Source organism: Rhodococcus sp. 05-2255-1e, assembly GCF_002259025.1.
Taxonomy (GTDB): Bacteria; Actinomycetota; Actinomycetes; order Mycobacteriales; family Mycobacteriaceae; genus Rhodococcoides; species Rhodococcoides fascians.
Genome location: NZ_NOZE01000033.1, coordinates 522,546 through 545,366, shown reverse-complemented (window position 1 = coordinate 545,366; position 22,821 = coordinate 522,546). Strand labels below are relative to the sequence as shown.

Below are 22,821 nucleotides of genomic sequence, written 5' to 3'. Positions count from 1 at the left end.
CCCCTACTGATAGAACGTATGCAGCCTCGGTCGGAGTTTACATTTTTCGATGTGAATTCGAGTCAGTTGCGGCTGCGAGCTGCCTGGCCAGCGCCGTCGCGTCGGGACGGGACAGTTTTCCGACGCGATTCTGCGGTAGGTCGGCGACGGTGAAGACGAATTCCGGCCACTTCGACTTGGGAAAGTCGTCCTTGGCCAACTGCGCGGTGACGTCCTCGAGTTCGAGCTCCTCACCACCGGTGACCACGAGCGCTGCTGCGCGCTCCCCCAGCAGGTCGTCCGGTACCGGTACGACACAGACCTGCACGACGGACTGCAGCGAAGCGATCGCCGACTCGACCTCGTTGATGTCGATGTTGCGTCCACCGCGAATGATGATCTGTTTCTGCCGACCCATGACGCGAATCGAGCCGTCCGATGCGACCTCCACCAGATCACCGGTCGGAAGAAAACCATCGGGCGTCAGCTCGGGCGGGACCGGTGTGCCGGCCCGGGCGTACCCGACGAACAGCGACGGGCCCTTGACCTGGGCGGCACCGATATCGTCCGCGGGGAGCGGACGGCCGTCCGAGTCGACGGCTCGCACGGTGGTGCCGGGAAACGGCCGACCGTCGCGTCCGAGGCGGATCGACACCGGGTCGTCGAGAGCAGGTGTCGTGTGGCCCAAGCACTCGGACATTCCGAACACTCGGAGGAACGTGGTGTGCAACCACTGTTCGGCCTTGGCGAGCGCGCGCTCGTTCATCGGTCCGCCGCCGACCGTCATGGCGCGCATCGTGTCCAGTGCGCCTTCGGAGTTCGGTGCGACCGAGAGCTGCAGCGCCATGGTCGGTACCAGCATCGTCCAGGCAATCCGGTGTTCCTTCGCTGCCCGCAGAGCCACCTCCGGGGACCACTTCCCGATGGCGACCATCGGACCTCCCAGTAGCGCAGGCAGATACATTCCGAAGCAGAATGCGGCAACCGACGACAGCGGAACGAAGGCACCGATCGCCTCACCCGGACGGAGACCGACGGCATCGATGGTGGATCGAGACGCATATCTGATCGCGTCCTCGGATTGCACCACGCACTTGGGCCGGCCGGTCGAACCCGAGGTCATCGCAATCGCATCGCCTCCGTTCCATCGCGCGACAGAGGCGAACGCACCACTCGTCGCTCGTACGCGGTACGAGCCGAAGGCGGGCTTGTCCACGGGAAATTGCTCGTCGGGCACACCCCAATGACGAAGGGCCTCGGGCGTTCCCACGACGACGTCCGGTCTGATGTCCTCGAGGGCCAGCGCGAACTCCGACTCCGTTGCGTGCGGGCTGACCACCGCGACCACACCGCCTGCGAGACCGACACCGAGGGCAGCCGCCACGGTGCCCCAGGTGTTGTCGGCCTGAATCACCACGGTGGGCGGGCTGGGGTCGATACCGCCGAACACGTCGGCGAGGGATGTCGCCGCCTCGACCACGGTCCGGATCGAGTGGCTGCCGTCCTCGTCGACGACTGCGATGGCATCGGGGGTCTGTTCGGCGCGGATGACCATCTCGCGGGCAAGCCGTTTCACTGGTGTGACTCTTTCCTGGTACGTGATGCGCTCATGTCGAGAACTGCACGGCCGGTGACGGATCCGTCTCGCAACCGGTCGTATGCAGAGATAGCCTCGGTGAAGGGGAAGGTGGTGATTTCGGCGCGCAGCAGGCCGTCCTGCGCTAGTGCGACAACGGCTTCGAGATCGGCATGCGTACCCCAGAACGGTGCATCCACCGTCCATCCTGTGGCCAGACCGACATCCTTCCCGACTGTCAGTCGGCCGCCGGCGCTGCCTACCACCACGACAGAACCCCCGGACCGCAGCAGGGCGGCCGCCGGAGCGGTCGTGGTCGGCGCGCCGACGAAGTCGAGGACGAGATCTGCCCCGTCCAGTGCCGTGAGCCGTTGCGTCGCAGCGGAAACGGACTCGTAGAATTCGTGCGCTCCCGAGGACTCGGCCAGGGCAGCGGCGTCGGCCTTGGAGTCGATTGCGATGATGTGCGGCACGCCCATGGTGCGCAGGATCTGCAGGGCGAGGTGGCCGAGACCGCCGACTCCGATCACGACCACGTTGCTTCGGTCGTCGATCACGGCGGAGTTGGTGCGAATGGCGTGATACGCGGTCAGTGCCGCGTCCGCCAGAGGCGCGGCTCCAAGAGGATCGAGATCACCGATCGGGACCAGTACGCGCTCGGACGGCACCAGCATCAGCTCTGCGATGCCGCCCGGGTACCCCAGACCGTTTCCGATGGGGGCCAGCCGGCCGTCGGGACGCCGAGCGAGGCTGCGACAGTAGTTCTCTCGGCCCCGCAGACAGTTCGGGCACGTTCCGCAGCTCCAGATTCCGTGTACGACCACGGCGCGACCGATCCAGGAAGGGTTTGCCGACGGTCCCGCCGAGACTACCGTTCCGGCCACTTCGTGCCCCAGCGTCAGCGGCAGGTCGTAGTCGAAAGTCTCTGCGCTCGAGTTCATCACGTGCAGATCGGATCCGCACAGTCCGGCTGCGTCCACCTGGATCAGAAATTCGTGCCCGGTCGGCACCGGGTCCGGCACCTCCTGGAACTCCGGTGCGCTCCCCCACTGAAGGACCTGCACGGCCAACATCAGCGAGCAGTCCATCCACCGTCGACCACCAGGGTCTGACCGGTCATGTAGGAGCTGGCGTCCGAGGCCAGAAACACCACGGCACCGTCGATCTCGCCGTCGACGCCGCCGCGTCCGAGCATGGTGTTCCGCCGCACCCATCCTGCGGACTTGTCGTTGGTGAACAGGCCATCGGTCATCTCGGTATCGAACCACCCCGGCACCACGGCGTTGACGCGAATGCCTCGTCGACCCCACTGACCGGCCAGTTCACGAGTGAGGCCGAGAGTGCCTGCCTTCGACGCCGCGTAACTGGCACCGCCGATCGGTGCTGTGGACACCAGTCCGATCACCGAGGAGATGTTGATGATCGACGCTGTTGCCTCGATCGGCATCTTGCCGACCGCATAGGTGGCCAGATGGAACCCGGCGATCAGGTTGACGTCGAGGATGGACTGGAAACCGTCCAGTGTCTCGTCCTCGGCGTTGGGCGGACCGGGCTTGCCCGCGTTGTTGATCACGACGTCGAGCCGACCGTGTTCGTCGAAGCATCGATCGACGAGAGCTCGCCGGTCGCTGTCGTCGGTGACGTCGCACCGCACGGGCACGATGGCCGGGATCTCGGCCGACAACGCTTCGAGCCGGTCGAGCCGTCGCGCGGCGGCGTACACCGTGGCACCTGCCGCGGCGAGAGCCCGGGCGAAACCGAGGCCGAGCCCCGACGAGGCACCGGTGACCACAGCGACGCGACCGGTCAGCGAGAACATGTCCTGGGTCATGTGTCCACTTCCAAACTGATTGTCGGACAATAGGAGTGATCGGTCAGTAGACGGCGGTACGGCCGCCGTCGACCGGGATGATCGCGCCCGTCGTGTACCCGGCGTCGTCCGAGGCGAGATGGGTGATCAAGCCGGCGAGCTCGTCGGGCCGCCCCAGCCGCCCGGCCGGGAGCCGGTCGACGATCTTGCCGATGAACTCCTCGTCCCAGTTCTCCGACATGTCGGTGGCGAAACCGCCGGGCATCACACAGTTGACGCGCACCGTGGGCGCGTACTCCTGGGCGAACGCGCGGGTCAGTGCATTGAGCCCGTTCTTGGCTGCTGCATACATCGCCTCGGGTGGGCTGGGTCGCTCGGCACCGATGCTCGAAATATTGATGATGGACCCACCTCCCGCGGCCGCCATCCGGTTCCCGGCCACAGCCATCAGCCGGAACGGACCCTTGAGATTGACCTCGATCGTTTTGTCCCACAGTCCCTCGGTGACCGACACCAGATTCTCCGCCAGCGGCGCGATCCCGGCGTTGTTGACGACGATGTCGAGGCTCCCGAAACGAGAAATGATGTCGTCGACGGCCGGCTCGATGCTGTCCCAGTGCCCGACGTGCAGTGCGTACGGATGCGCGCTGCCCGGGCCCGAATCGCCCAGGCTCGAGACCGCGCTCTCGCAGGCCTCGAGCTTGCGGCTCGACACGACGACGGTTGCGCCCGCGTCCTTCAGTCCGCGTGCGATCGCCAGACCGAGCCCACGGCTCGCTCCCGTCACCAGAGCGACCTTGCCGTCCAATTTCGGTGTACTCATGCGTACCTCTTGACCTCGAGTCGGGCGATGGTCCGCAGATGGACCTCGTTGGGGCCGTCGGCAATCTGCAGAGCTCGGGTGATGGCGTAGAGCCGAGCGAGAATGGTGTCGTTGCTGACTCCGGCCGCGCCGTAGGTCTGCACCGCTCGGTCGACGACCTTGTGGGCCACCTCCATCGCAGCCACCTTGATGGCCGCCACTTCCGAACGAGCCGAGGCATTTCCGGCGGTATCCATCAACCAGGCCGACTTGAGCACCAACAACCGGATCTGGTCGATCTCCATGCGGCTGCGGGCAATCCACTCACGCACCACACCTTGATCGGACAATGGTCCGCCGAAAGCCTGCCGCACGAGCGAGCGCCGACACATCATCTCCAGAGCACGCTCGGCCATGCCGATCGCCCGCATGGCGTAGTGCATGCGGCCGGGCCCGAGTCGCCCCTGGGCGATGGCGAATCCGTCGCCCTCCTCTCCCAGCATGTTGGCGGCGGGCACGCGCACGTCGGTGAACTGAACTTCGCCGTGGCCCAGACGATCCTGGAAGCCGAACATGGGCAGGTCGCGTACCACCTCTACGCCGGGGGCGTCGGCCGGAACCAGAATCATGCTCTGCCGGCGGTAGGTGGAACTGTCCGGATCCGACTTCCCCATGAAGATCATGAGCTTGCAGTCGGGATCGAGAACGCCCGAGGTGTACCATTTTCGGCCGTTGACGACGTACTCGTCCCCGTCACGAATGATGGTCGAGGTGATGTTGGTGGCGTCCGAGCTGGCGACATCGGGTTCGGTCATGGCGAACGCAGAGCGAATGGTGCAGTCCAACAACGGCTTCAGCCACTTCTCCTTCTGGTCCTCCGTGCCGTACATGGCCAGAATCTCCATGTTGCCGGTATCGGGTGCCGAGCAGTTGATCGCCTCGTTCCCGATGATGGAACGGCCGACGATCTCGGCGAGCGGCGCATATTCGAGATTGGTCAGCCCCGCACCGAGGTCGTCGTGGGTCATGAACAGGTTCCACAGCCCCAGATCACGAGCGCGTGCCTGCAGATCCCGCATGATCTGCGGTTGCTCGTGCGGGTTATCGTTCGCGGCGATCTGAGCGTCGTAGACACTCTCGGCCGGGTAGACGTGGTCGTTCATGAATGTCTCGAGCGTGGCCGACAATTCGGCCGTCCGCTGTGAGTAGGAAAAGTCCACTTCCGTGTGCTCCTGTCGAGTGATGGTGCGTCAGCGCGCGAGCAATGCGGTGCCGGTGTCGATCAACCTGCGGATGGTCGCGGGCAGCTTTTCCTGATCCGGGTCGATGTGGCGCCCCTCGCGGTGCCGACGCAGGTTGTGGCCCATGATCGCCGCCATCTTGAGCCGTCCCAGGGCGTCGAACCATGTCATGTCCGGCAGCGCCGGACCGCTCCCGGTGTAGCAGGAGATCAGTTCGTCGGTACTGGGCAGACCGGGAACGTCGCGGCCCACCCCGGGAAAGTTGGTGCCGTCGGCGAATACCAGGAACCACCCGAGTTCGACGCGTGGATCACCTGCGCTCCAGATCTCCCAGTCGATCAGAGCCGCCGGCTCGAGACCGTCGGAGATGATGTTTCCCAACCGGTAGTCCCCGTGGACGAGTGTGGGTGTGATCGCCGCCGGAATGTCCCTGCGAAGCAGTCGAACCAACTCGTCGGCACCCTCCACGAGTTCCACCGGAACAGCTGCGAGCGTCTTGGACCACCGGTCCAATTCGTCTGCCGGCGAGAGGATGTCGCCTGCGTTCGGGATGGTCTCGAGCGGGACTGCGTGCAACGACGGCAATACCTCCGCCGCGCGCCGCATCCGAGCGGCCGCGATACTCGGTTCCACCTCGGGGTCGTCGAGCACCGGTTCGAGCGACTCGCCGACGACGAGCTCCATGGCGAACCACGCCGGTTCCTGCTCGTCGACCGCCACTATTGCCGGTACCGGCACCGCTGTATCCGCCAACGCGCGCAGAATCGAAGCCTGCCGGAGCATGTCGTGCCGCCCGACCGAGCGCTGCCCTTCGGGGACCGCCTTGACGACGAAGTCGCCGCCGGAGGTTCCCACCCGATAGGTCAATCCGGAATGGCCACCGAGGAGCGGTTCGAATGTGCTCACGGTGACGCCGAGCTCGGCGTCCAGCGCGGCGGACACGCGTGTGCGCAGGGAGGATTCGGTCATGGTCGTGGCTCTCTCGGCAGACCGAGCACGCGCTCGGCGATGATGTTGTGCTGAATCTCGTCGGTACCACCGGCAATTCGATAGCCCGGGGCTCCGAGTAGATGCTCGGACCACGCGAACGTGCCCCACCCTCCCGAGTCGGACGTCAGTTCACGCCCGAGCAGCAAGCGCGCGACTTCGGAGGTCCTGGCCATCGTGTCGGTGGCCAGCAGCTTTCCCAGTGACGCTTCCGGACCTGGATCGTTGCCCGCGATGACGGCACCGGCCACTCTCATGTTGCCGATTCGCTGCACGAAACTACGCGTCACCAGATCGGCTACGGCGTCGCGCTCGATCTCGGTCAGCTCGCGGCCGAGGTTCTGGGCAAGGGCCACAGCACGATCCGCGTTCGCCAGGCCGAGATTTCCGCCGTCGAGGCGTTCGGCCGCAAGCACTGTCAGGGCAACCTGCCAACCCTTCCCGACCGGGCCCAGCCGAAGGTCGTCGCTCAGGTGCACCCCGTCGAGGTACACCTCGTTGAAGGAGCTGCCCCCCGTCATCTGGCGAATGGGACGTACGTCGACCCCCGGCGCGTCCATCGGGATCAGGAACATGGTCAGACCGGCGTGCTTGGCGACGGTGGAGTCGGTGCGGCACAAAGCGACTCCGTAGTGTGCGACCCGCGCCCCCGACGTCCACACCTTGTGCCCGTCGATCGTCCACGAGCCGTCCTCGGCCTGGGTTGCGCGCGTCCGGACCGCGGCCAAGTCGGAACCCGCCTCGGTCTCGGAGAACAACTGACATGCGATGACGTCGGCCCGAAGCATGGCACGAACGAACCTGGTCCGCTGCTCCTCGGTTCCCCACTGCGCAATGGTGGGCGCAACCAACTGTTGAGTGACAGAGAACATCTCGGTCCTCTTGGGGACGTCGAACGTGTCCTCGACTCGCCGGAAGGCGAGTACGTACGACAGCGGTAGGTCGCGGCCACCGTACTCGACCGGGGAATTCAACGCGCCCCACCCCGCGTCGAACTTCGCCTGCTCGTACGCGGCGATCTCGTCGGTGTGCGCCTGCTCTTCCTCTGCGGTCCAATTCTCGAAGACAGCGACCGTATCCGGCCCGTCGCCCCACACGGAGTCGGTGCGCGGCGCGGCCACGGTTGTCAGCCACGCGGTCGCCTGCTCGCCGAACTCGGCGATGTCCGGAATCGTTCGTTGTGTCACTGCATTACCTCTGGTTCGTCTCGGGTCAGACCGTCAGCACGGTGCAGGCACTGATGCCCGGCGCGCCGTACACGTGGGTGAAGCCGACACGCGGATCGCCCGGCACTTGGCGTTCGCCGGCTTCGCCACGTAGCTGAGTGACGATCTCGTGCACCTGGCGCAGACCGGAGGCTCCGATGGGTTCTCCGTTCGCGATGCAACCGCCGTCGGTGTTGATCGGCAGGCGCCCGCCGATGTCGGTTTCTCCGGCCGCGATCATGGCTTCTTGCTCACCGGGCTCACAGAAACCGCATTCGGCCATGTGCATGATTTCGGCACCGCTCTCGGTGTCCTGCAGCTGCGCGACGTCGACGTCACCCGGAGCGATGCCGGCCTGCTCGAAGGCCGCACGTGCGGCGTCGGCGCTGACACTGGTGGGTTCGCCGCCGCCCTGAACGGAGGGGCTGAAGACCTCGAAGGACCCGAATCGGCGGGTCCGGTGGGTGATGGCGGCAATCTTGATCGGCCAACCGGTAGCTCGCGCGACGTAGTCCTCGCCGGCGACGACGATCGCGGCTGCTCCCTCACCGGGTGAACAGAACATGTACCGCGTGAGTGGATCGTTGACCATGTCGGCTTCGGCGATCGTCGTGGCATCCATGGCCTCGCGACGCCAGGCGTTGGGGTTGAGAACTCCGTTACGGTAGGCCTTTTCGGCGACCAGGGCCAGCGTCCGACTCGAGATGTCGTGCTGACGCATGTAGCGAGAGATCTTGGCACCGAAGAACTGGGTGGTCACCATCAGACCGGCCTCGCCGTAGCCGTCGGGTAGTCCCCACTCCGCCGGTCGTGGGTCGAACGCGCCACGCGGATGTTTGTCGAATCCGACTGCGAGCGCGACGTCCGCGGAGCCCGAGCGCACGGCGTTGACGGCCGAGAACAACGCGCTTCCGCCTGTTGCGCAACCGTTCTTGACGTTGGTGAACGGAATTCCGGTGAAACCCAGTTCGGCAACGAGAGTATCGGCCAGGCCCGAGCCGTCACTGCCACCGAACGCGACCTGAACGTCCGGCCAGGCCAGACCGGCATCGCGCAACGCGTTGCCGATCGCGGTGACGGCCATCTGGCGGCCGGACACTCCTGGCTGGCGGCCGAACTTGGAGAGACCGGCACCGATGATCGAAACATTCTGTGTCACTGCGTGATTCCTGTCGATTCCGGTTGCGTGCCGAGCGCGTCGACAGCGAATCGGGGCACCGGCGCGGTGGACGTCAGACGCACCGGTGCCCCATCCAGTTCGTCGAAGCTCTCACAGTCGATGATCGCTTCGATCTTGATGCCCTCGGGCAGTTCCACGTAGCCGACTGCGAAGGGAACGAACCCGCCGACCGGTGGCACGTAGGGAGGAGACTTGGGCGAGAAACGCTGAATTGTGTAGGCCCACAGGGTGCCTCGCGTACTCAACGTAATGTTCTCCGCAGTGGGTGTGGCGCACCTGCTGCACATCGCACTCGCGGGGAAAGCCACGGTACTGCACACAGTGCACCTGCTGCCCTCGAGTGCGACGGCCGTTGCCTGCTCCATTGATGCTGCCTTTCGGGCTGTTCGGTCAGAACGCGGACGTGGTGCGGATCAGCGCCCGACCCACTTGGGCTCACGCTTCTCGAGGAATGCGGTGACGCCCTCCTTGCCGTCCTCGGACTGGAGCGCATTGCCGACTGCGAGATGCTCCATGACCATGAGCGACTGGATGTCTGCATCCAGACCGCGGTCGATGCACATCTTGGTCAGCTTCATCATGAACGGGCTCTTGTCCGTGAGGTTCCCGATGAACTCGTCGACGGTCTTGTCGAGGTCCTCGGCCGGCGCGGACGCATTGATCAGGTCGAAGTCGACGGCCTCGGTGCCCGAGAGCAGCTTGCCGGTGAGCATCAGTTCCTTGGTCTTCCGGATGCCGATCATGCGGGGCAGGCGGTAGATGGGGCCGGCACCACCGAACAATGCACGGCGGATGTGAAAGTCGCCAATTCTTGCGTCGTCGGCCGCGATAGCGAAGTCGCAAGAAATCATCAGTTCGAAGCCACCGGCGGTGACGTAACCCTCGAGCACCGCAACGGAGGGAGTGTTCATGGAGTACAGACGATCGCACACCTTCGCCGACAGGACGGCGACGTCCATGGCAGTGGTGGTGCCGATGAAGTCCGACAGCAATTCGTCGAGGTCGAAGCCCGAGCAGAAGGTGTTGTTGACTCCGCGGAGCACGAGAACCTTGAGGTTCGGATCGTTGTCCACCTCGACGATGATCTCGTCCAGACGATGCAGCAGCTCCACCGTGACAGCGTTCTTCTTGTGCGGGCGGTTGAGCCAGACGCGAGCGACGTCGCCGTCCTTCTCCAACAGAATGTGGTCGGTGTCGATCATGAGACAGCCTTTCGAGAGTGCAAGTTGAACTGGATTCACTTCAGTATTGATCATCGAGGCGGTGGCGTCAATAGCCGATCCCCGGCGACCGCGGCAATCGGTCTACACGGCAAGCAAATCGGCGATCCGCGCCCGGTGCGCGCGCGAATCACCCTGCAGCGCTTCGTTTCCGAGAACTCGACGGAAGTAGCTGTGCGCCGAGTGCTCCCACGTGAAACCCACTCCCCCGTGCAGCTGCACGGCCTCGTGGGCCGCGTGTACCGCGGCATCGCTGCACACCGCACCCGCGACGGCAATCGCCAGCCGGGCCTCCTCGGGATCCTCGTCGTGCACCGCTGCGGCATACCGGGCGGCCGATCTGGCCCGCTCGAGTTCGACCAGCATGTCGGCCAACCGGTGTTTGATCGCCTGGAACGAACCGATGGGACGGCCGAACTGATGACGCGTCTTGACGTGCTCGAGAGTCATCTGCAGCAGGGCATCGGCGATACCGGTGTTCTCGCACGCGAGAGCCAGCGTTGCCACGTCCTGTATCCGCGCGATCGCGTTGCCGGCTCCGTCCACCGACACCAACAGCGTCGCGGGGGCACGATCGAACGAGATGTCCGCTTGTCGCCTGGTGGAGTCGACGACGCGTCGATCATGCAGTGCGGAAAAATTGCTAGCGGACACTCCGAAGAGTGCGATGCCGTCCGGGCCGCGGGCACTGACGACCACAAGATCGGCTGCTCCACCTCCGACGACGAACCGCACCTGTCCGCTCAGAACCCACCCGTCGTCGGTCCGGTCTGCATCGACGTCGTCGGACTCGGCGGACAATGCGCTCACGGCCGCAACCGTGGTGCCGCCGAGGACTTCCTCGAGCAGGTCCGAGTTGCCCGCCTCCATCATGGCGCGAACGCCGACGGCCGCATGCTGATAGACGGGTTCGACCGCCAGAGCGCGACCGCATTCTTCGACGATGATGCCGAGCTCGACCATGCCGTAGCCGAGCCCACCCAGCTCCTCCGGCACAGCCATGGCGGTCACCGACATGTCGTCGACCAGGCGTTTCCACAGTTCGACCGAGTAGCCAGGGTCAGAGTCCGCAGACGCGCGCACCTGCTCGATCGTGGAGTACTTGGCGAGGACTCCGCGGATGGCCTCGCGTATCTCGGCCTGTTCGCTGCCGGGCGTCAGCGCCGACGGCTCCGAACGAGGCCAGGGGGCTTGTGCGTCGCGGTGAGATGATGACATGTCGCTCCACTCGAGTTGAATTCAGTTCTTTCTCGAACCATAACCGCTAGAACCCTCGACAAACAGGGTTTACCTGAACTAAGTTCACTTCATGTCATTGAAGATTGTGGAGTACTACGCCACCTTGGATGCCGGGCACCTGGACGACGCGGTGGCGATGCTGTCCGAGGATGTCGAATATTCGATGGTCTTGCCGAGCGGGGCGAGTCGAAAGACCGGACGAGCCGCGATGCTCGAATACCTGTCCGGCAGACCCCCCGTCGACCGCAAGCACCGAGTTCTCCGATCCGCCGTCGACCAGGACCTGCAGTTCGCACACGGTGCAGTGACCGAAGGCGACCGGACCACGGGCTACTTCGTCGGAACCATGCACGTGCGCTCGGACGGCCTGATCGACCGCTACCAGGTCTCGTTCGACACCGAATTCGACCTACTGGTCACCGATGCAGGAGAAGGCCGATGAACTCCGACACGCACCCGACCCCCACTCTGCTCCGCTGGTTCGAGTACATGGATTCCGACGACCCGGATCGGGTCCTGACCATGATCTCGGCGGACTTCCGTATGTCCGTGCAGTTTTCCAAGGGACACGGCGAGGCAGCCGAGTTCGTGGGCGACCGCGACGGGCTCGTCGCCTACCTCCAGCAACGCGAGAAGAGCACCCTGATTCATCATCTCGATCGCGGTGCCTCGGTCGACGGCACCGAGATGGTGCTGGGACGGACCACCCGCGACGGAGCCTTCGAGGCGTCGTTCAACGCCTCGGCCCAACTCGACGACAACGGGCACGTCCGACGGTTGCTGATCGCCCGCACGCCGGAATTGGCGTTCGACTAGGAGCCGATCGGCTCGCGAAACAGAGAAGAAAAGAGCGAGATGCCTGAGCAAGCACTGATTTTCGAGGCCATTCGTACCCCGAGAGGCAAGGGGCGCAACGGATCGCTGCACGGCACCAAGCCGGTGGACCTCGTCGCGGGGTTGATCACCGAACTCCGGGCTCGATTCCCCGATATGGATCCGGCCGACATCGACGACGTCATCCTCGGCGTCGTCTCACCGGTCGGAGAACAGGGCGCGGTCATCTCGCGCGCAGCCGCATTGGTGGCGGGCCTACCGGAATCGGTCCCCGGCACCCAGATCAATCGTTTCTGCGCGTCCGGGCTCGAAGCGACCAACTTGGCCGCCCAGAAGATCGCGTCCGGCTGGGACGATCTGGTGATCGCCGGCGGCGTCGAGTCGATGTCTCGGGTACCGATGGGCAGCGACGGCGGTGCCTTGTTCACCGACCCGGCCACCGCATACGACCTCTACATCGTTCCGCAGGGAATCGGTGCCGACCTGATCGCGACGGTCGAGGGCTTCTCCCGTCACGACGTCGACACCTACGCGGCGGAGTCCCAACGACGCGCCGAGGCAGCCTGGAGTGCAGGCTATTTCAAGAAATCCGTCGTTCCGGTCGAGGACTTCAACGGCGTCACCCTGCTCGACCACGACGAGCACCGGCGCCCGGGAACCACCGCGGACAGCCTGGGCTCATTGAAGCCGGCCTTCGCCGCGCTGGGCAAAGCCGCGGGTTTCGACGACGTAGCGCTGCAGAAGTACGTCGACGTCGAACGCATCGATCATGTTCACACCGGCGGTAATTCGTCGGGGATCGTCGACGGTGCCGCCCTGGTTCTCATCGGTAGCGCCGCGGCCGGAGCACGCGCAGGCCTGGTTCCCCGTGGCCGTATCGTGGCCACGGCTCAGGTCGGCAGCGAACCGACGATCATGCTCACCGGTCCGACCCCGGCCACCGTCGCGGTGTTGAAGCGAGCGGGCCTGACCGTGGACGACATCGACGTGTTCGAGCTGAACGAGGCCTTCGCCTCCGTCGTGCTCAAGTGGATGAAGGACCTCGACATCCCGCACGAGAAGACCAACGTCAACGGCGGAGCAATCGCGATGGGCCACCCGCTCGGGGCCACCGGCGCGATTCTGGTGGGCACCGTGCTGGACGAACTGGAACGAACCGGTGGCCGCTACGGCCTGATCACCCTGTGCATCGGCGGCGGAATGGGCGTCGCCACCGTCATCGAACGCCTCTGAACCGCCCATCGTCGACACAGAGAAATACGAGAAAACATGAGCGAGAACATGATCGGATGGGAACGCGGTGCCGACGGCATCGTCGTACTCACGATGGACGACGCAGGCAAGAGCGCGAACACGATGAACGATACGTACATCGTGTCAATGGCCGCCACGGTCGAGCGGCTCGAAGCCGAGAAGGACGACATCACCGGTGTCGTGATCACCTCGGCCAAGAAGTCGTTCTTCGCGGGCGGCGACCTCGACGACATGACGAAGGACCCGGGCGCTGTCGACGAGCGGGACGTTGCGCGCGCCTTGACCGAGCGCATCGACGGCATCAAGAGTGTTCTCCGACGGCTCGAAACCCTCGGCCGCCCAGTGGTGGCCGCGATCAACGGCGCGGCCCTCGGCGGCGGCTTCGAGATTGCGTTGCACACCCACCACCGCATCGCAGCGGATGTGCCGGGCACCCGAATCGGCCTCCCCGAGGCCACGCTCGGATTGTTGCCCGGTGGCGGCGGGATCGTCAGAACGGTCCGATTGATGGGACTCGACGCCGCCCTGTCGAAGGTGTTGACGAAGGGCCAGCAGCACTCGGTGGCCGATGCGAAGCAGCTCAGGCTGATCGACGCCACCGTTGCCGGTGTGGACGAGTTGATTCCGGCTGCGAAGGCGTGGATCGCCGAGAACCCGTCGGCTGTGCAGCCGTGGGACGTCAAGGGTTTCGAGATACCCGGTGGCGGACCGACCGATCCTGCCGTCGCTCAGAATCTTCTGGCCGCAACGGCGCTGCTACGCAAGCAGCTCAAGGGCGCACCCGCCCCGGCACCGCGGGCGATCCTCGCCGCTGCGGCGGAGTGCGCGTCGGTCGACGTCGACACTGCGGATCGCATCGAAACCCGCTACTTCGTCTCTCTGATGACCGATCGAGTGGCGCAGAACATGATTCGTGCGTTCTTCTTCGACATGCAGACCATCCGACGCGGCACGTCCCGCCCGGCCGGCCACGATACGTTCACAGCCCGTTCGGTGGCAGTCATCGGAGCCGGAATGATGGGTGCCGCGATCGCCTACGTGTGCGCCAAGGCCGGTATCGAGGTCGTATTGAAAGACCTCGACCAGAACGCTGCTGACCGCGGAAAACTCTACGCCGAAAAACTCGAAGCGAAAGCTCTCGAGCGGGGCTCGACGACGGCCGAGAGGTCGGCGGCACTGCTCGACCGGATCCGGCCGACCGCGGACGCGACCGAGTGCGCCGCAGTCGATCTCGTGATCGAAGCCGCATTCGAGTCCGTGGAGGTCAAGACTGCGGTGTTCGGGGAACTCGACGGGATCGTTCCCGCCGATATCGTCCTCGGCTCCAACACCTCTCAGCTTCCCATTTCTATCCTGGCCGACGGCGTGAGCCGACCCGAGAATTTCATCGGAATCCACTTCTTCTCCCCCGCCGACAAGATGCCCCTCGTCGAAATCGTCCGTGGCCGGCAGACTTCCGACGCGACCGTGGCGAAGGTCGTCGACTTCGTGTTCCAGATCGGTAAGACGCCCATCGTCGTCAACGACAGTCGAGGCTTCTTCACCTCGAGAGTGATCGGCGCGTTCCTCGACGAAGCGATGGCCGCGGTCGGCGAGGGCGTCAACCCGGTCTTCGTCGAACAGGCAGGCGCGCAGGCCGGCTACCCCGTCCCACCGCTGCAATTGATGGACCAGGTGACCTTGTCCCTGTCGCAGAAGATCCGCAAGGAGAACGAACGCGCGCTGGTGAGCGAAGGCAGCCCGCCTCGCCGACACGGCTCCGACGCGGTGATGGACAGGATGGTCGATGAACTCGACCGCCCCGGTCGCGCCGGCGGCGGCGGTTTCTACAGCTACGACGAATCGGGTGCGAGAACCGGGATCTGGCCGGGCGTGCGCACGTCTTTCGACTCGGGCTCGACTCGAATTCCGTTCGTGGACATGCAGGAACGGATGCTGTTCGCTGAGGCGATCGAGGCGGTCAAGTGCCTCGACGACGGTGTGTTGACGAGCGTGGCCGACGCGAACATCGGGTCCTTGCTGGGCATCGGCTTCCCGCCGTGGACCGGGGGCGTGATCCAGTACATCGACCAATACGACGGCGGGCTGTCCGGCTTCGTCGACCGAGCACGCGAGTTGGCATCGAAGTACGGGGCTCACTTCGAGCCGCCGCAGTCGTTGGTGAACAAAGCACTACGCGGAGAGCGCGTCCATACACTCGTGTCCTGAACGAAAAGAGAATGCTGTGAATGCAGTACGTCGATCGGTGATGTCCGTCGGGATCGCAGCGGTGACCGTCGTCGCTGCGGCGTGCGGGCAATCCTCGCAGGAAGCCGGATCCGCACCGGTGCAGGGCACATGGGACGACGTCGTGGCTGCGGCCGACGAGGAAGGAACCGTGTACCTGTACTCCAGTCAGCATCCCGAGAACCTCGCGCTACTCGAGACAGCCTTCGAGTCGAAGTATCCCGACATCGATCTCGAGTTCACGCGGGGCAGTGACGTCGAGCTCAACCCGCGAGTGGAGACCGAAGCTCGCACCGGCCGTGGAACTGCCGACGTACACATGTCGACCGATGCCGCATGGATCACGAATGCGTCCGAATCGGGTACCTACTCGACACCGGTGGTCGGGCCGGCCTTCGACGACCCGGCGTACGCTCGGTCGACGAGCATGCTGAACGACACGTTCTTCCTCACGAGCGCAGCGATATTCGCACTCGGGTGGAACACCGATGCAGTTCCTGCCGGGCTGTCGTCCCCGCAGGATCTGTTGGATCCGAAGTTGAAAGGCCGGCTGGGCGTCGTGAATCCTGCGGGGTTCGCCGCCGTCGTCGACGAGTATCGCTTCTTCGACGAGAACTGGACCGGTGGCGGCTTTCTGGACAAGCTCGCCGCGCAGGAACCGCGGGTGTACCCGGGCACATTGGCCGTGGCGCAGGCATTGAGCTCCGGCGAGATCGCCGCGTCGCCGATGGTTCCCCCACTGGTCCGGGAGAAGGACGCAGGCGCACCCGTCGACTGGACACTTCCCGATCCGGCGTGGGGTGCGCCGTACTACTCCCACGTGCTCTCGTCGGCTCCGCATCCCAACGCCGCGCAAGTGCTGGCCGACTTCATGGTGTCGGCCGAGGGGCAACGCGCCCTGTCGAAGGGGTACGGCAGCGCACTGCCCGATGTCGAGAACTCGGTCGGGTCGGCCCAAGACATTTCGCTGCCCGATTCGGATTCGCTGACGCCCGAGAAGGTCTCGCAGTTCCAGCAGGAGTGGGAAAGCAAGTTCAACTGAACGTCGGTGGATGTGGTGGCCCGGTACTATCGCGGTGCCACATCCACCAGCACTCGCACCTGCGGTTCGGCCGTCAGATGGGAGGCGATCGCGGTCCTGATGCGGTGCTCGGGCACCGTCAGTCTCTCCGTCTCCTGGGAGGCATACTCCGACCAGTTCTCGAAGGTGCACAGCTCGACGAATGTTGCTCTCGTGCTCGACATCTGGGAACAGGACCACCGTACGGCTCCGAGTCGGAGTCTGGACGATCGCAGGCGTCCGACATCGTCGACGAACTGCGTCAGCTTTTCCGGATCGACGACATACGTCGTTTCGACGGTTATCCGGCGGCCGTCGAATTCGGTCGAGAGTACCGGCGGACCTGCCCCTCCCGACAGATCCGGTGCTATCGATTCGCTCGGCAGAATTCCCCGTCGGAGAATCTCTACTGCGGAGACGGCCATGATCGTCGCCGAGACGATCACTGCGGCAACGAGACCGACCGCGTCTGCCAGAAACCCCCACAGGAGGGCACCTACCGCCTGACTGCCCTGAAAGGTCAGCATCACGAATGCGATGACACGCGACTTGATCCACTTCGGCATCACAGCGTGGGTAGCGATCATCCAGGTGCTCTGGATCGCAACCCACGCCGCACCCACGATGACCAGCAGTACGAAGACCACACTCACCGACGGCACGAGCACGATGCCCGCGAGGACCGCCGCATACGCAATCGAACCGATCGCTACGAACGTGTTCCAGCTCAACCGTGCACGGAGAGGCATCAGTGCGACGGTCCCGGCCACCGCACCGATCCCGATGGCACCCGAGAGAACACCGAACTGAACCGACGATGCATGTAGTCGTTCGTATGCCACCACCGGTAGCAACGCCCACAGGGCACTGGCCGGAATTCCGAACGTGATGACGCGCAACAACAGTCGCCGAGTCCACCGCGAATGGCGAATGAACCGCACACTCACCCCGACAGCGTGGTGCACGGATTCGGTCTTGGGCTTCTTACCGGACTCGGGCGGCACCTGAGTGAGCGCCACGATGACACAGACTGCGAACAGCGCGGCGACGGTCGCAAATGCACCGCTCGAACCCCACCATGCGAGTATCGCGCCTCCGATCACCGGTCCGACTGCGCGCGCCCCGTTGAAAATGGCACCGTCGATTGCAGGAACGACCGCCATCATGTCGGCAGGGACCAGATGAGGGAGTAGGGCCTGCCACACGATTGCCACCGACGCGAGCCCGCACCCGGCGAGAAACACCGCTGTCATCAACGCCGGCGTGGAGGACAGGCCGACGAGTTGCAACGCCGTCATGACGATCGACGCCACCAGCAGGACGATAGCGGTGCCCGCGAGCAACAACCGATGACCGGCGAACTCCGCGATGGCCCCGATCGGTAGAGCAAGAAGAAAGAACGGCACACTGGCGGCGAACTGGACCGAGGAGACCACCAGCGCGGACTCCCCCGACTCGGTGAGCGTCCACTGGGCAGCGAGAACCAGGATCCACACGCCCACACTGGCGCTCAGCTCGAAGCCCAACATCCGGCGCAACTTCGGAATACGCATCGGCGCAAAGAAACTGATGTGATTCGACGATTTCACCTGTGTCACCTTTCGGACGCGGCCTACACTTGAACCTAATTCAGTTGTGGAAAGATTGTTGCGTTTTCCGCATCACCCGATTCGAAGGGACGTCATCGAAGACCATGATCAGTCGAGTACTCTGCCTCGCCGCCCGTCCCAGCGGAAAACTCACGACCGAGCATCTGGAGCTGGCGGACATCCCGCTCGCTCCACTGCTCGATGGCGAAGTGCTGGTGCGAAATACGTGGCTGTCGATCGATCCGTCGATTCGACTGCGCCTCGGCGACTCGGCACCGTCGGGATATCTGCCACCGCTGGGGATCGGAGATGCGTTGGTGGGGTTGGCACTCGGCGTCGTCGTCGAATCACGGGACGAGAACTTTCGGCCGGGAGATCTGGTGTCGCACATGTACGGCTATCGCGACTTCGCAGTGGTCTCTGCCACCGCCGGCGGATTGGGCGGCGCGGGCACCCTCACCAGAATCGATACCCAGGACTGGCCCCCACAGTGGTTCCTGGGTCCGCTGGGCAGTTCTGGGCTCACGGCCTATGTCGGCCTCTTCGAGATCATGGACATTCGACCGTCCGATACCGTCTGGATCTCGGCCGCGGCAGGAGCAGTCGGCAGTATCGCCACCCAACTCGCCGCCCATCACGGATGTACGGTGATCGCTTCCGCAGGCAGCCGACGCAAGGCCGATCATCTGGTCGATGCCCTGGGAGCCTCCCGCTCGTTCGATTACCACGACGGCGACATGGAGAGCCTTCTCGCGCTCGCTGCCCCGGACGGAATCGACGCATACTTCGACAACGTCGGCGGTTCTCACTTCACGGCTGCACTCGACGCACTTCGACCCGAGGGACGCGTCGCGATGTGCGGGGCGATCTCCACCTACGAAACATCGAACACGTTGCCGTCGAACCTGTTTCAGATCACAGCCAAGAGCTTGTCGGTACGAGGATTTCGAGCCGGCTCATTTGGCCATCTCTACGACACGATGCGATCCACCGTCGGAAGCCGACTGGTCGACGGAACCATGATCTACGAGGAGTCTGTCTACGACGGCCTCGAGCAGGCCTCCACCGCACTGGTCGACCTACTCAACGGGCGAACGAGCGGAAAGACGCTGTGCCGACTGTAAATCCCTGCCGGTTGTGAGCCTTTGACGCATCGGTTCAGAGCGGTCCTGCGTTCGACCGCACGACGCGCGGCGGCGTCCATTGCTCGCTCAGGGCATCCTCGGTCGGTTGATAGATCCTCAGGACCAAGAAGAACGGATGCTGGGGTGCCGGAAGCCAGGCGTGGTCGGGACTGTCGGTCGTGGCCGGCGATGCGCTCACCCTGATCGTCGACGGTCCCACGGCTCCGTCGCCTCCGTTGACCGCCGATCCCGCCGAGTGCTTCTTCTCGGGCGCGTCGTACAACCAGCCGGTTTCTGCGTCGTACAACGTGATGCTCCAAAAGGCCTGCGCTGGCGGGGAATTGATGAACTCGATGTGGTATTCGTCGCCGGCTTCGCACGTCAGTCGCTGTCCGTCGTCGTCGACATAGGTGTTGTACGAGCAGTTCTCCTCGACAACGTTCGCGCCGAGACCGACGTAGTTCATGACCGCACGTGCAAAGAAGTTGTGCCCGTGGGCACCTTTGCCGAGCACCCGGGTCCAGCCGGATTCGGTGCGACGCCCCAGCAGCGATCGAGACCGGGACAACATCGTCATCGCGGTTCCGAAGCCCTGTTCCATGCCTTTCTGTGTGGCCTCATCGAGGTCGTGCACAGAGAAAGTGCCAGTACCCACACCGAGCTGTCGGAATTGGTGCACGTGGGCTACGTCGGTGAACGGCACTCCGTTCACCGCCAGCGACGCATCGAGGGCCGTGAAGAACGCTGCCGAGGAGACTTCGACCGCACGAGGATCGACCACCGGCCACGCCGGCACCGACGCGATCGGTGCATCGATCGTGACCGCATCCTGCAGCCTGTGCACGGCCGGCAGGTCCGAGTCTCCGAACGCCTGTATCCGCATCAACAGCCACATGATCGGTGTGGCGACTCTGAACACCTCGATACCTTCGGGAATCGAACCGGTCCAGTCCGAACACGCCAGGAACAACGCGCGCGGCTGTTCGGGGTGCGTACGCCGACTGACATTGCTGGCGTTGCTGTAGGCGTCCAGGAAATTCAGCGTGTAGTACCGACTACCGAAATCGGGAAGAACGATGACAATCGGCCCATCCGAAAGGTCCAGCCAAGCATTGGAATACAGCGTGTCGACATTGGGGACCCGGAAGGCCTGGAACTCCGCACCGGCAATCGTCCGTTCGTGGACCAGCGAATTGGTCGCCCACCGTTCGCCGTCTGCAGCCGGGGCGCACGCGTCACACATGCCAGCGTATTGGTACACCGATGGCAGACCGTAGACCACCGCGTGCATTGCCAGTGATTGTGCCCAGCGCTGCCGGTCCAGTGCGTCCGACGGGTGTACATCCGCCGCATCGGTTGCAGCGATCTGATCGGCCGAACTCGGGTCGTACGTTCGCATCGGTGAAAAGTCCCTTCTCGCAGACGCTGTCGCTGATCCGAACACCAGTCGCGTTCTTTGTTTGCGGCCTCTCGGCGCGTCGAAGCCGTGGACAGCCACTGGAAAGTGATTGACATCACGCAGCATAGCTGCTGAACTGAGGTCAGTTCAAACAGGAGGACAATACATGCGACATTCGGTCCGGACGAAACACATGATCATCGCGATACTCGTCGCCACATCGACCGTCGCGCTCAGCGCGTGCGGATCGTCGGGCGGAGACACTGCATCGGTGGAAGGAAACTGGGAAGACGTAGTGTCGGCGGCCGAAGAGGAAGGCTCGGTGACGCTCTATTCGAGCCAGAACACCACCATCCTCGACAGCGTCAAAGCCGCGTGGAATGCGAAGTATCCCAACATCACTCTCGAATACGTGCGGGGTACCGACGCGGATCTCAACCCACGCGTCGAGGTCGAGAACAAGACCAAGAAGGGGATTGCCGACGTCCATGTCGTGACCGATACCGCGTGGATCGCCTCCGCTGCGGAGTCGGGCAATTACTCCCAGGAATTACGCGGCCCTGGTTTCGACAACCCCGATTACGACCGGGACTCCAGCATCAAGAACAACCGCCTGTTCCTGAACGTCGCGGCTACCTTCGGAATGGGCTGGAACACCGATGCGGCCCCGAACGGCCTGACCGATCCTCGTGATGTTCTCGACCCCGAATACAAAGGGCGCGTGGGCGTTGTCAGCCCTGTGGGCATTGCATCCTACGTCGATCTCTACAGCTTCTACCGACAGAATTTCGGCGACGATTTTCAGGAACGGCTCGCCGCACAAGAGCCGAGAATTTACCCCAGCGCCCTCGTGCTCGCGCAGGCACTGACCTCCGGCGAAGTTGTCGTGGCCCCGATGGTGCAGCCACTGGTTCAAGAGGTGGCGAGCGGCGCACCGGTTAACTGGGCTCTTCCTGAACCTTCATGGGGAACCCCTTACTACGGGCACGTCACTGCAGTCGCGCCACATCCGAATGCGGCTCAGGTCTTGGCCGACTTCCTGGTCAGCACAGAGGGACAGACCGCGCAGGCCATCGGAGTAGCAACAGCACTGCCCGGCATTGCCGGGGCGACCGCCGACGCACACGACGTCCAGGCTCCCGACCCCGAACAATTGACCAAGCAGTACGTCGACCAACAGTCTGCGGAGTGGGAACAGCAGTTCGTGAGCTAGCGCCCTGCAGCCCAGTAGAACCGAGCGCAGGCCGTGACGGGATCACACCGTCACGGCCTGCACTCTTTCCCATCACGGCGATGAGGCAGACCAGACGACAAAACTCAGGGCGATCAGCCCGAGGCTCGGAATCAACACTGCGATGACGTGAGCACGTAAGGGGAACACCACCCTGCTGTCCTCCGCGGTACGTCCGGCCCTCACTCGCGCGATCCAACCCGAGGCCAGCAAAGCCGCGGCACCGAAACCGACGAGGACTGCCAGCGCTATCAACGCAGGTTGGCGCGTGTGCGAGCTCAGGCGTATGCCGATCACTGCACACACGGCCACGGCCGATTCCGTACGGACCCAGGCCAACTGGGTTCTCTCTACTTGGAGGCCTCCGTCTCCCAGTTCCCCACCCGGCCGTGAAGTTGGGGGCTCGCCCCGACGTCGACGGGTCATCGCAGGACTGACCACAGCACCAGAACCCCGACCGCCGCGAGGACGAAAGCCAACGGCAGGGCAATACGAGGAGAAGGAAGAGCCTCGGACTTACGCATACTCTTCTCGGTGCGCGCCCAGCCCCACCATGCGTGCAACGGAACTCCGATCGACGACACGATCAGCATCGCCGAGGCCACCACACTCGGCACGGACCCGCCACCGATATCGAATACTTGCAGAGCTACCCCCGCTGCCATCAATGCCAGCGACGTTCGAATCCACGCCAGGTAGGTTCTCTCGTTCGCGAGACTGAAGCGCGGATCGGGCTCGGCTCCAACGGAATACACCGAGCGAGGAAACCTTCCAGGCCTGTCGTTTGTCACATCGACCTCTCGAACTCCGCTGCAATCGCAGCATCGCCGTGTCCGAACCTCTGCGTATCACGCCCTCCGATACA

22 protein-coding genes are annotated in these 22,821 nt (G+C 64.2%); 7 read left to right on the top strand and 15 right to left on the bottom strand.

All coding sequences use genetic code 11. The annotated features are described in order from the left end of the window. Positions 1-37: 37 nt before the first annotated feature. From CH262_RS21540 to CH262_RS21490, 11 genes are all read right to left on the bottom strand, one after another. Complete coding sequence (locus tag CH262_RS21540; RefSeq protein ID WP_094718393.1) at positions 38-1,555, bottom strand: class I adenylate-forming enzyme family protein; 1,518 nt, start codon at positions 1,553-1,555, stop codon at positions 38-40. Next, positions 1,552-2,628: an alcohol dehydrogenase catalytic domain-containing protein gene (locus CH262_RS21535; protein WP_032386766.1), complete on the bottom strand. Its 1,077-nt coding sequence runs from the start codon at positions 2,626-2,628 to the stop codon at positions 1,552-1,554. The genes CH262_RS21540 and CH262_RS21535 overlap by 4 nt, the downstream gene beginning before the upstream one ends. Then, on the bottom strand, positions 2,628-3,386 hold the full coding sequence (locus CH262_RS21530; protein ID WP_032386457.1) for an SDR family NAD(P)-dependent oxidoreductase: 759 nt from the start codon (positions 3,384-3,386) through the stop codon (positions 2,628-2,630). Before CH262_RS21530 ends, CH262_RS21535 begins: the two co-directional genes overlap by 1 nt. 43 nt (positions 3,387-3,429) lie before the next feature. Then, positions 3,430-4,188, bottom strand: coding sequence for an SDR family NAD(P)-dependent oxidoreductase (locus CH262_RS21525; RefSeq protein ID WP_094718392.1), 759 nt, complete (start codon positions 4,186-4,188; stop codon positions 3,430-3,432). Then, positions 4,185-5,387, bottom strand: a complete 1,203-nt coding sequence (locus tag CH262_RS21520) for an acyl-CoA dehydrogenase family protein (RefSeq protein ID WP_032386459.1) — start codon at positions 5,385-5,387, stop codon at positions 4,185-4,187. Before CH262_RS21520 ends, CH262_RS21525 begins: the two co-directional genes overlap by 4 nt. A gap of 30 nt (positions 5,388-5,417) precedes the next feature. Next, entirely contained in the window at positions 5,418-6,377 is a 960-nt protein-coding gene (locus CH262_RS21515; protein WP_094662072.1) for a phosphotransferase family protein, read from the bottom strand. Further along, positions 6,374-7,582 (bottom strand): acyl-CoA dehydrogenase family protein, encoded by a 1,209-nt coding sequence (locus CH262_RS21510; protein WP_230073728.1) that lies wholly within the window; start codon positions 7,580-7,582, stop codon positions 6,374-6,376. The genes CH262_RS21515 and CH262_RS21510 overlap by 4 nt, the downstream gene beginning before the upstream one ends. 25 nt (positions 7,583-7,607) lie before the next feature. Beyond that, positions 7,608-8,759 carry a thiolase family protein gene (locus CH262_RS21505; protein WP_032386461.1) on the bottom strand — a complete coding sequence of 384 codons (1,152 nt, stop codon included), beginning with the start codon at positions 8,757-8,759 and terminating at the stop codon, positions 7,608-7,610. Then, positions 8,756-9,145, bottom strand: coding sequence for a Zn-ribbon domain-containing OB-fold protein (locus CH262_RS21500; protein WP_032386462.1), 390 nt, complete (start codon positions 9,143-9,145; stop codon positions 8,756-8,758). Before CH262_RS21500 ends, CH262_RS21505 begins: the two co-directional genes overlap by 4 nt. A gap of 48 nt (positions 9,146-9,193) precedes the next feature. Then, on the bottom strand, positions 9,194-9,982 hold the full coding sequence (locus CH262_RS21495; RefSeq protein ID WP_032366859.1) for an enoyl-CoA hydratase/isomerase family protein: 789 nt from the start codon (positions 9,980-9,982) through the stop codon (positions 9,194-9,196). Positions 9,983-10,084: 102 nt separating this feature from the next. Continuing rightward, positions 10,085-11,218, bottom strand: coding sequence for an acyl-CoA dehydrogenase family protein (locus CH262_RS21490; protein ID WP_032386463.1), 1,134 nt, complete (start codon positions 11,216-11,218; stop codon positions 10,085-10,087). Positions 11,219-11,309: 91 nt separating this feature from the next. On the opposite strand from CH262_RS21490, the gene CH262_RS21485 reads away from it, so the two are divergent. From CH262_RS21485 to CH262_RS21465, 5 genes are read left to right on the top strand one after another with little or no spacing between them, the layout of a single operon-like run. Then, positions 11,310-11,681 carry a nuclear transport factor 2 family protein gene (locus CH262_RS21485; protein WP_032386464.1) on the top strand — a complete coding sequence of 124 codons (372 nt, stop codon included), beginning with the start codon at positions 11,310-11,312 and terminating at the stop codon, positions 11,679-11,681. Further along, positions 11,678-12,055 (top strand): hypothetical protein, encoded by a 378-nt coding sequence (locus CH262_RS21480; RefSeq protein ID WP_032379296.1) that lies wholly within the window; start codon positions 11,678-11,680, stop codon positions 12,053-12,055. The genes CH262_RS21485 and CH262_RS21480 overlap by 4 nt, the downstream gene beginning before the upstream one ends. A 39-nt stretch (positions 12,056-12,094) precedes the next feature. Beyond that, positions 12,095-13,306 carry an acetyl-CoA C-acetyltransferase gene (locus tag CH262_RS21475; RefSeq protein ID WP_032386465.1) on the top strand — a complete coding sequence of 404 codons (1,212 nt, stop codon included), beginning with the start codon at positions 12,095-12,097 and terminating at the stop codon, positions 13,304-13,306. 36 nt (positions 13,307-13,342) lie between these two features. Then, positions 13,343-15,535 (top strand): 3-hydroxyacyl-CoA dehydrogenase NAD-binding domain-containing protein, encoded by a 2,193-nt coding sequence (locus tag CH262_RS21470; protein WP_032386466.1) that lies wholly within the window; start codon positions 13,343-13,345, stop codon positions 15,533-15,535. A gap of 40 nt (positions 15,536-15,575) precedes the next feature. Beyond that, positions 15,576-16,595 carry an ABC transporter substrate-binding protein gene (locus CH262_RS21465; RefSeq protein ID WP_032386767.1) on the top strand — a complete coding sequence of 340 codons (1,020 nt, stop codon included), beginning with the start codon at positions 15,576-15,578 and terminating at the stop codon, positions 16,593-16,595. Positions 16,596-16,621: 26 nt separating this feature from the next. Here CH262_RS21465 and CH262_RS21460 read toward each other — a convergent pair whose 3' ends face one another. Next, positions 16,622-18,202, bottom strand: a complete 1,581-nt coding sequence (locus CH262_RS21460; RefSeq protein WP_143547152.1) for an MFS transporter — start codon at positions 18,200-18,202, stop codon at positions 16,622-16,624. 104 nt (positions 18,203-18,306) lie between these two features. Between CH262_RS21460 and CH262_RS21455 the strand changes: the two genes are divergently transcribed. Continuing rightward, the gene (locus CH262_RS21455) at positions 18,307-19,326 is read left to right on the top strand and encodes an NADP-dependent oxidoreductase (protein WP_032386468.1); all 1,020 of its coding nucleotides are present in this window, start codon (positions 18,307-18,309) and stop codon (positions 19,324-19,326) included. Between the two features lie 34 nt (positions 19,327-19,360). Here the strand turns inward: CH262_RS21455 and CH262_RS21450 are convergent, their stop codons facing one another. After that, positions 19,361-20,725, bottom strand: a complete 1,365-nt coding sequence (locus CH262_RS21450) for a DUF1254 domain-containing protein (RefSeq protein WP_032386469.1) — start codon at positions 20,723-20,725, stop codon at positions 19,361-19,363. Between the two features lie 166 nt (positions 20,726-20,891). Here CH262_RS21450 and CH262_RS21445 point away from each other — a divergent pair, with 166 nt between their 5' ends. Continuing rightward, a complete protein-coding gene (locus CH262_RS21445; RefSeq protein ID WP_032386470.1) occupies positions 20,892-21,938 on the top strand; it encodes an ABC transporter substrate-binding protein in 1,047 nt (348 codons plus the stop codon). 72 nt (positions 21,939-22,010) lie between these two features. Here CH262_RS21445 and CH262_RS21440 read toward each other — a convergent pair whose 3' ends face one another. Together CH262_RS21440 and CH262_RS21435 are read right to left on the bottom strand one after the other, a co-directional pair. Further along, positions 22,011-22,382, bottom strand: coding sequence for a DUF202 domain-containing protein (locus CH262_RS21440; RefSeq protein WP_080731919.1), 372 nt, complete (start codon positions 22,380-22,382; stop codon positions 22,011-22,013). After that, entirely contained in the window at positions 22,379-22,711 is a 333-nt protein-coding gene (locus tag CH262_RS21435) for a YidH family protein (RefSeq protein ID WP_230591148.1), read from the bottom strand. The genes CH262_RS21440 and CH262_RS21435 overlap by 4 nt, the downstream gene beginning before the upstream one ends. Between the last annotated feature and the right edge of the window lie 110 nt (positions 22,712-22,821).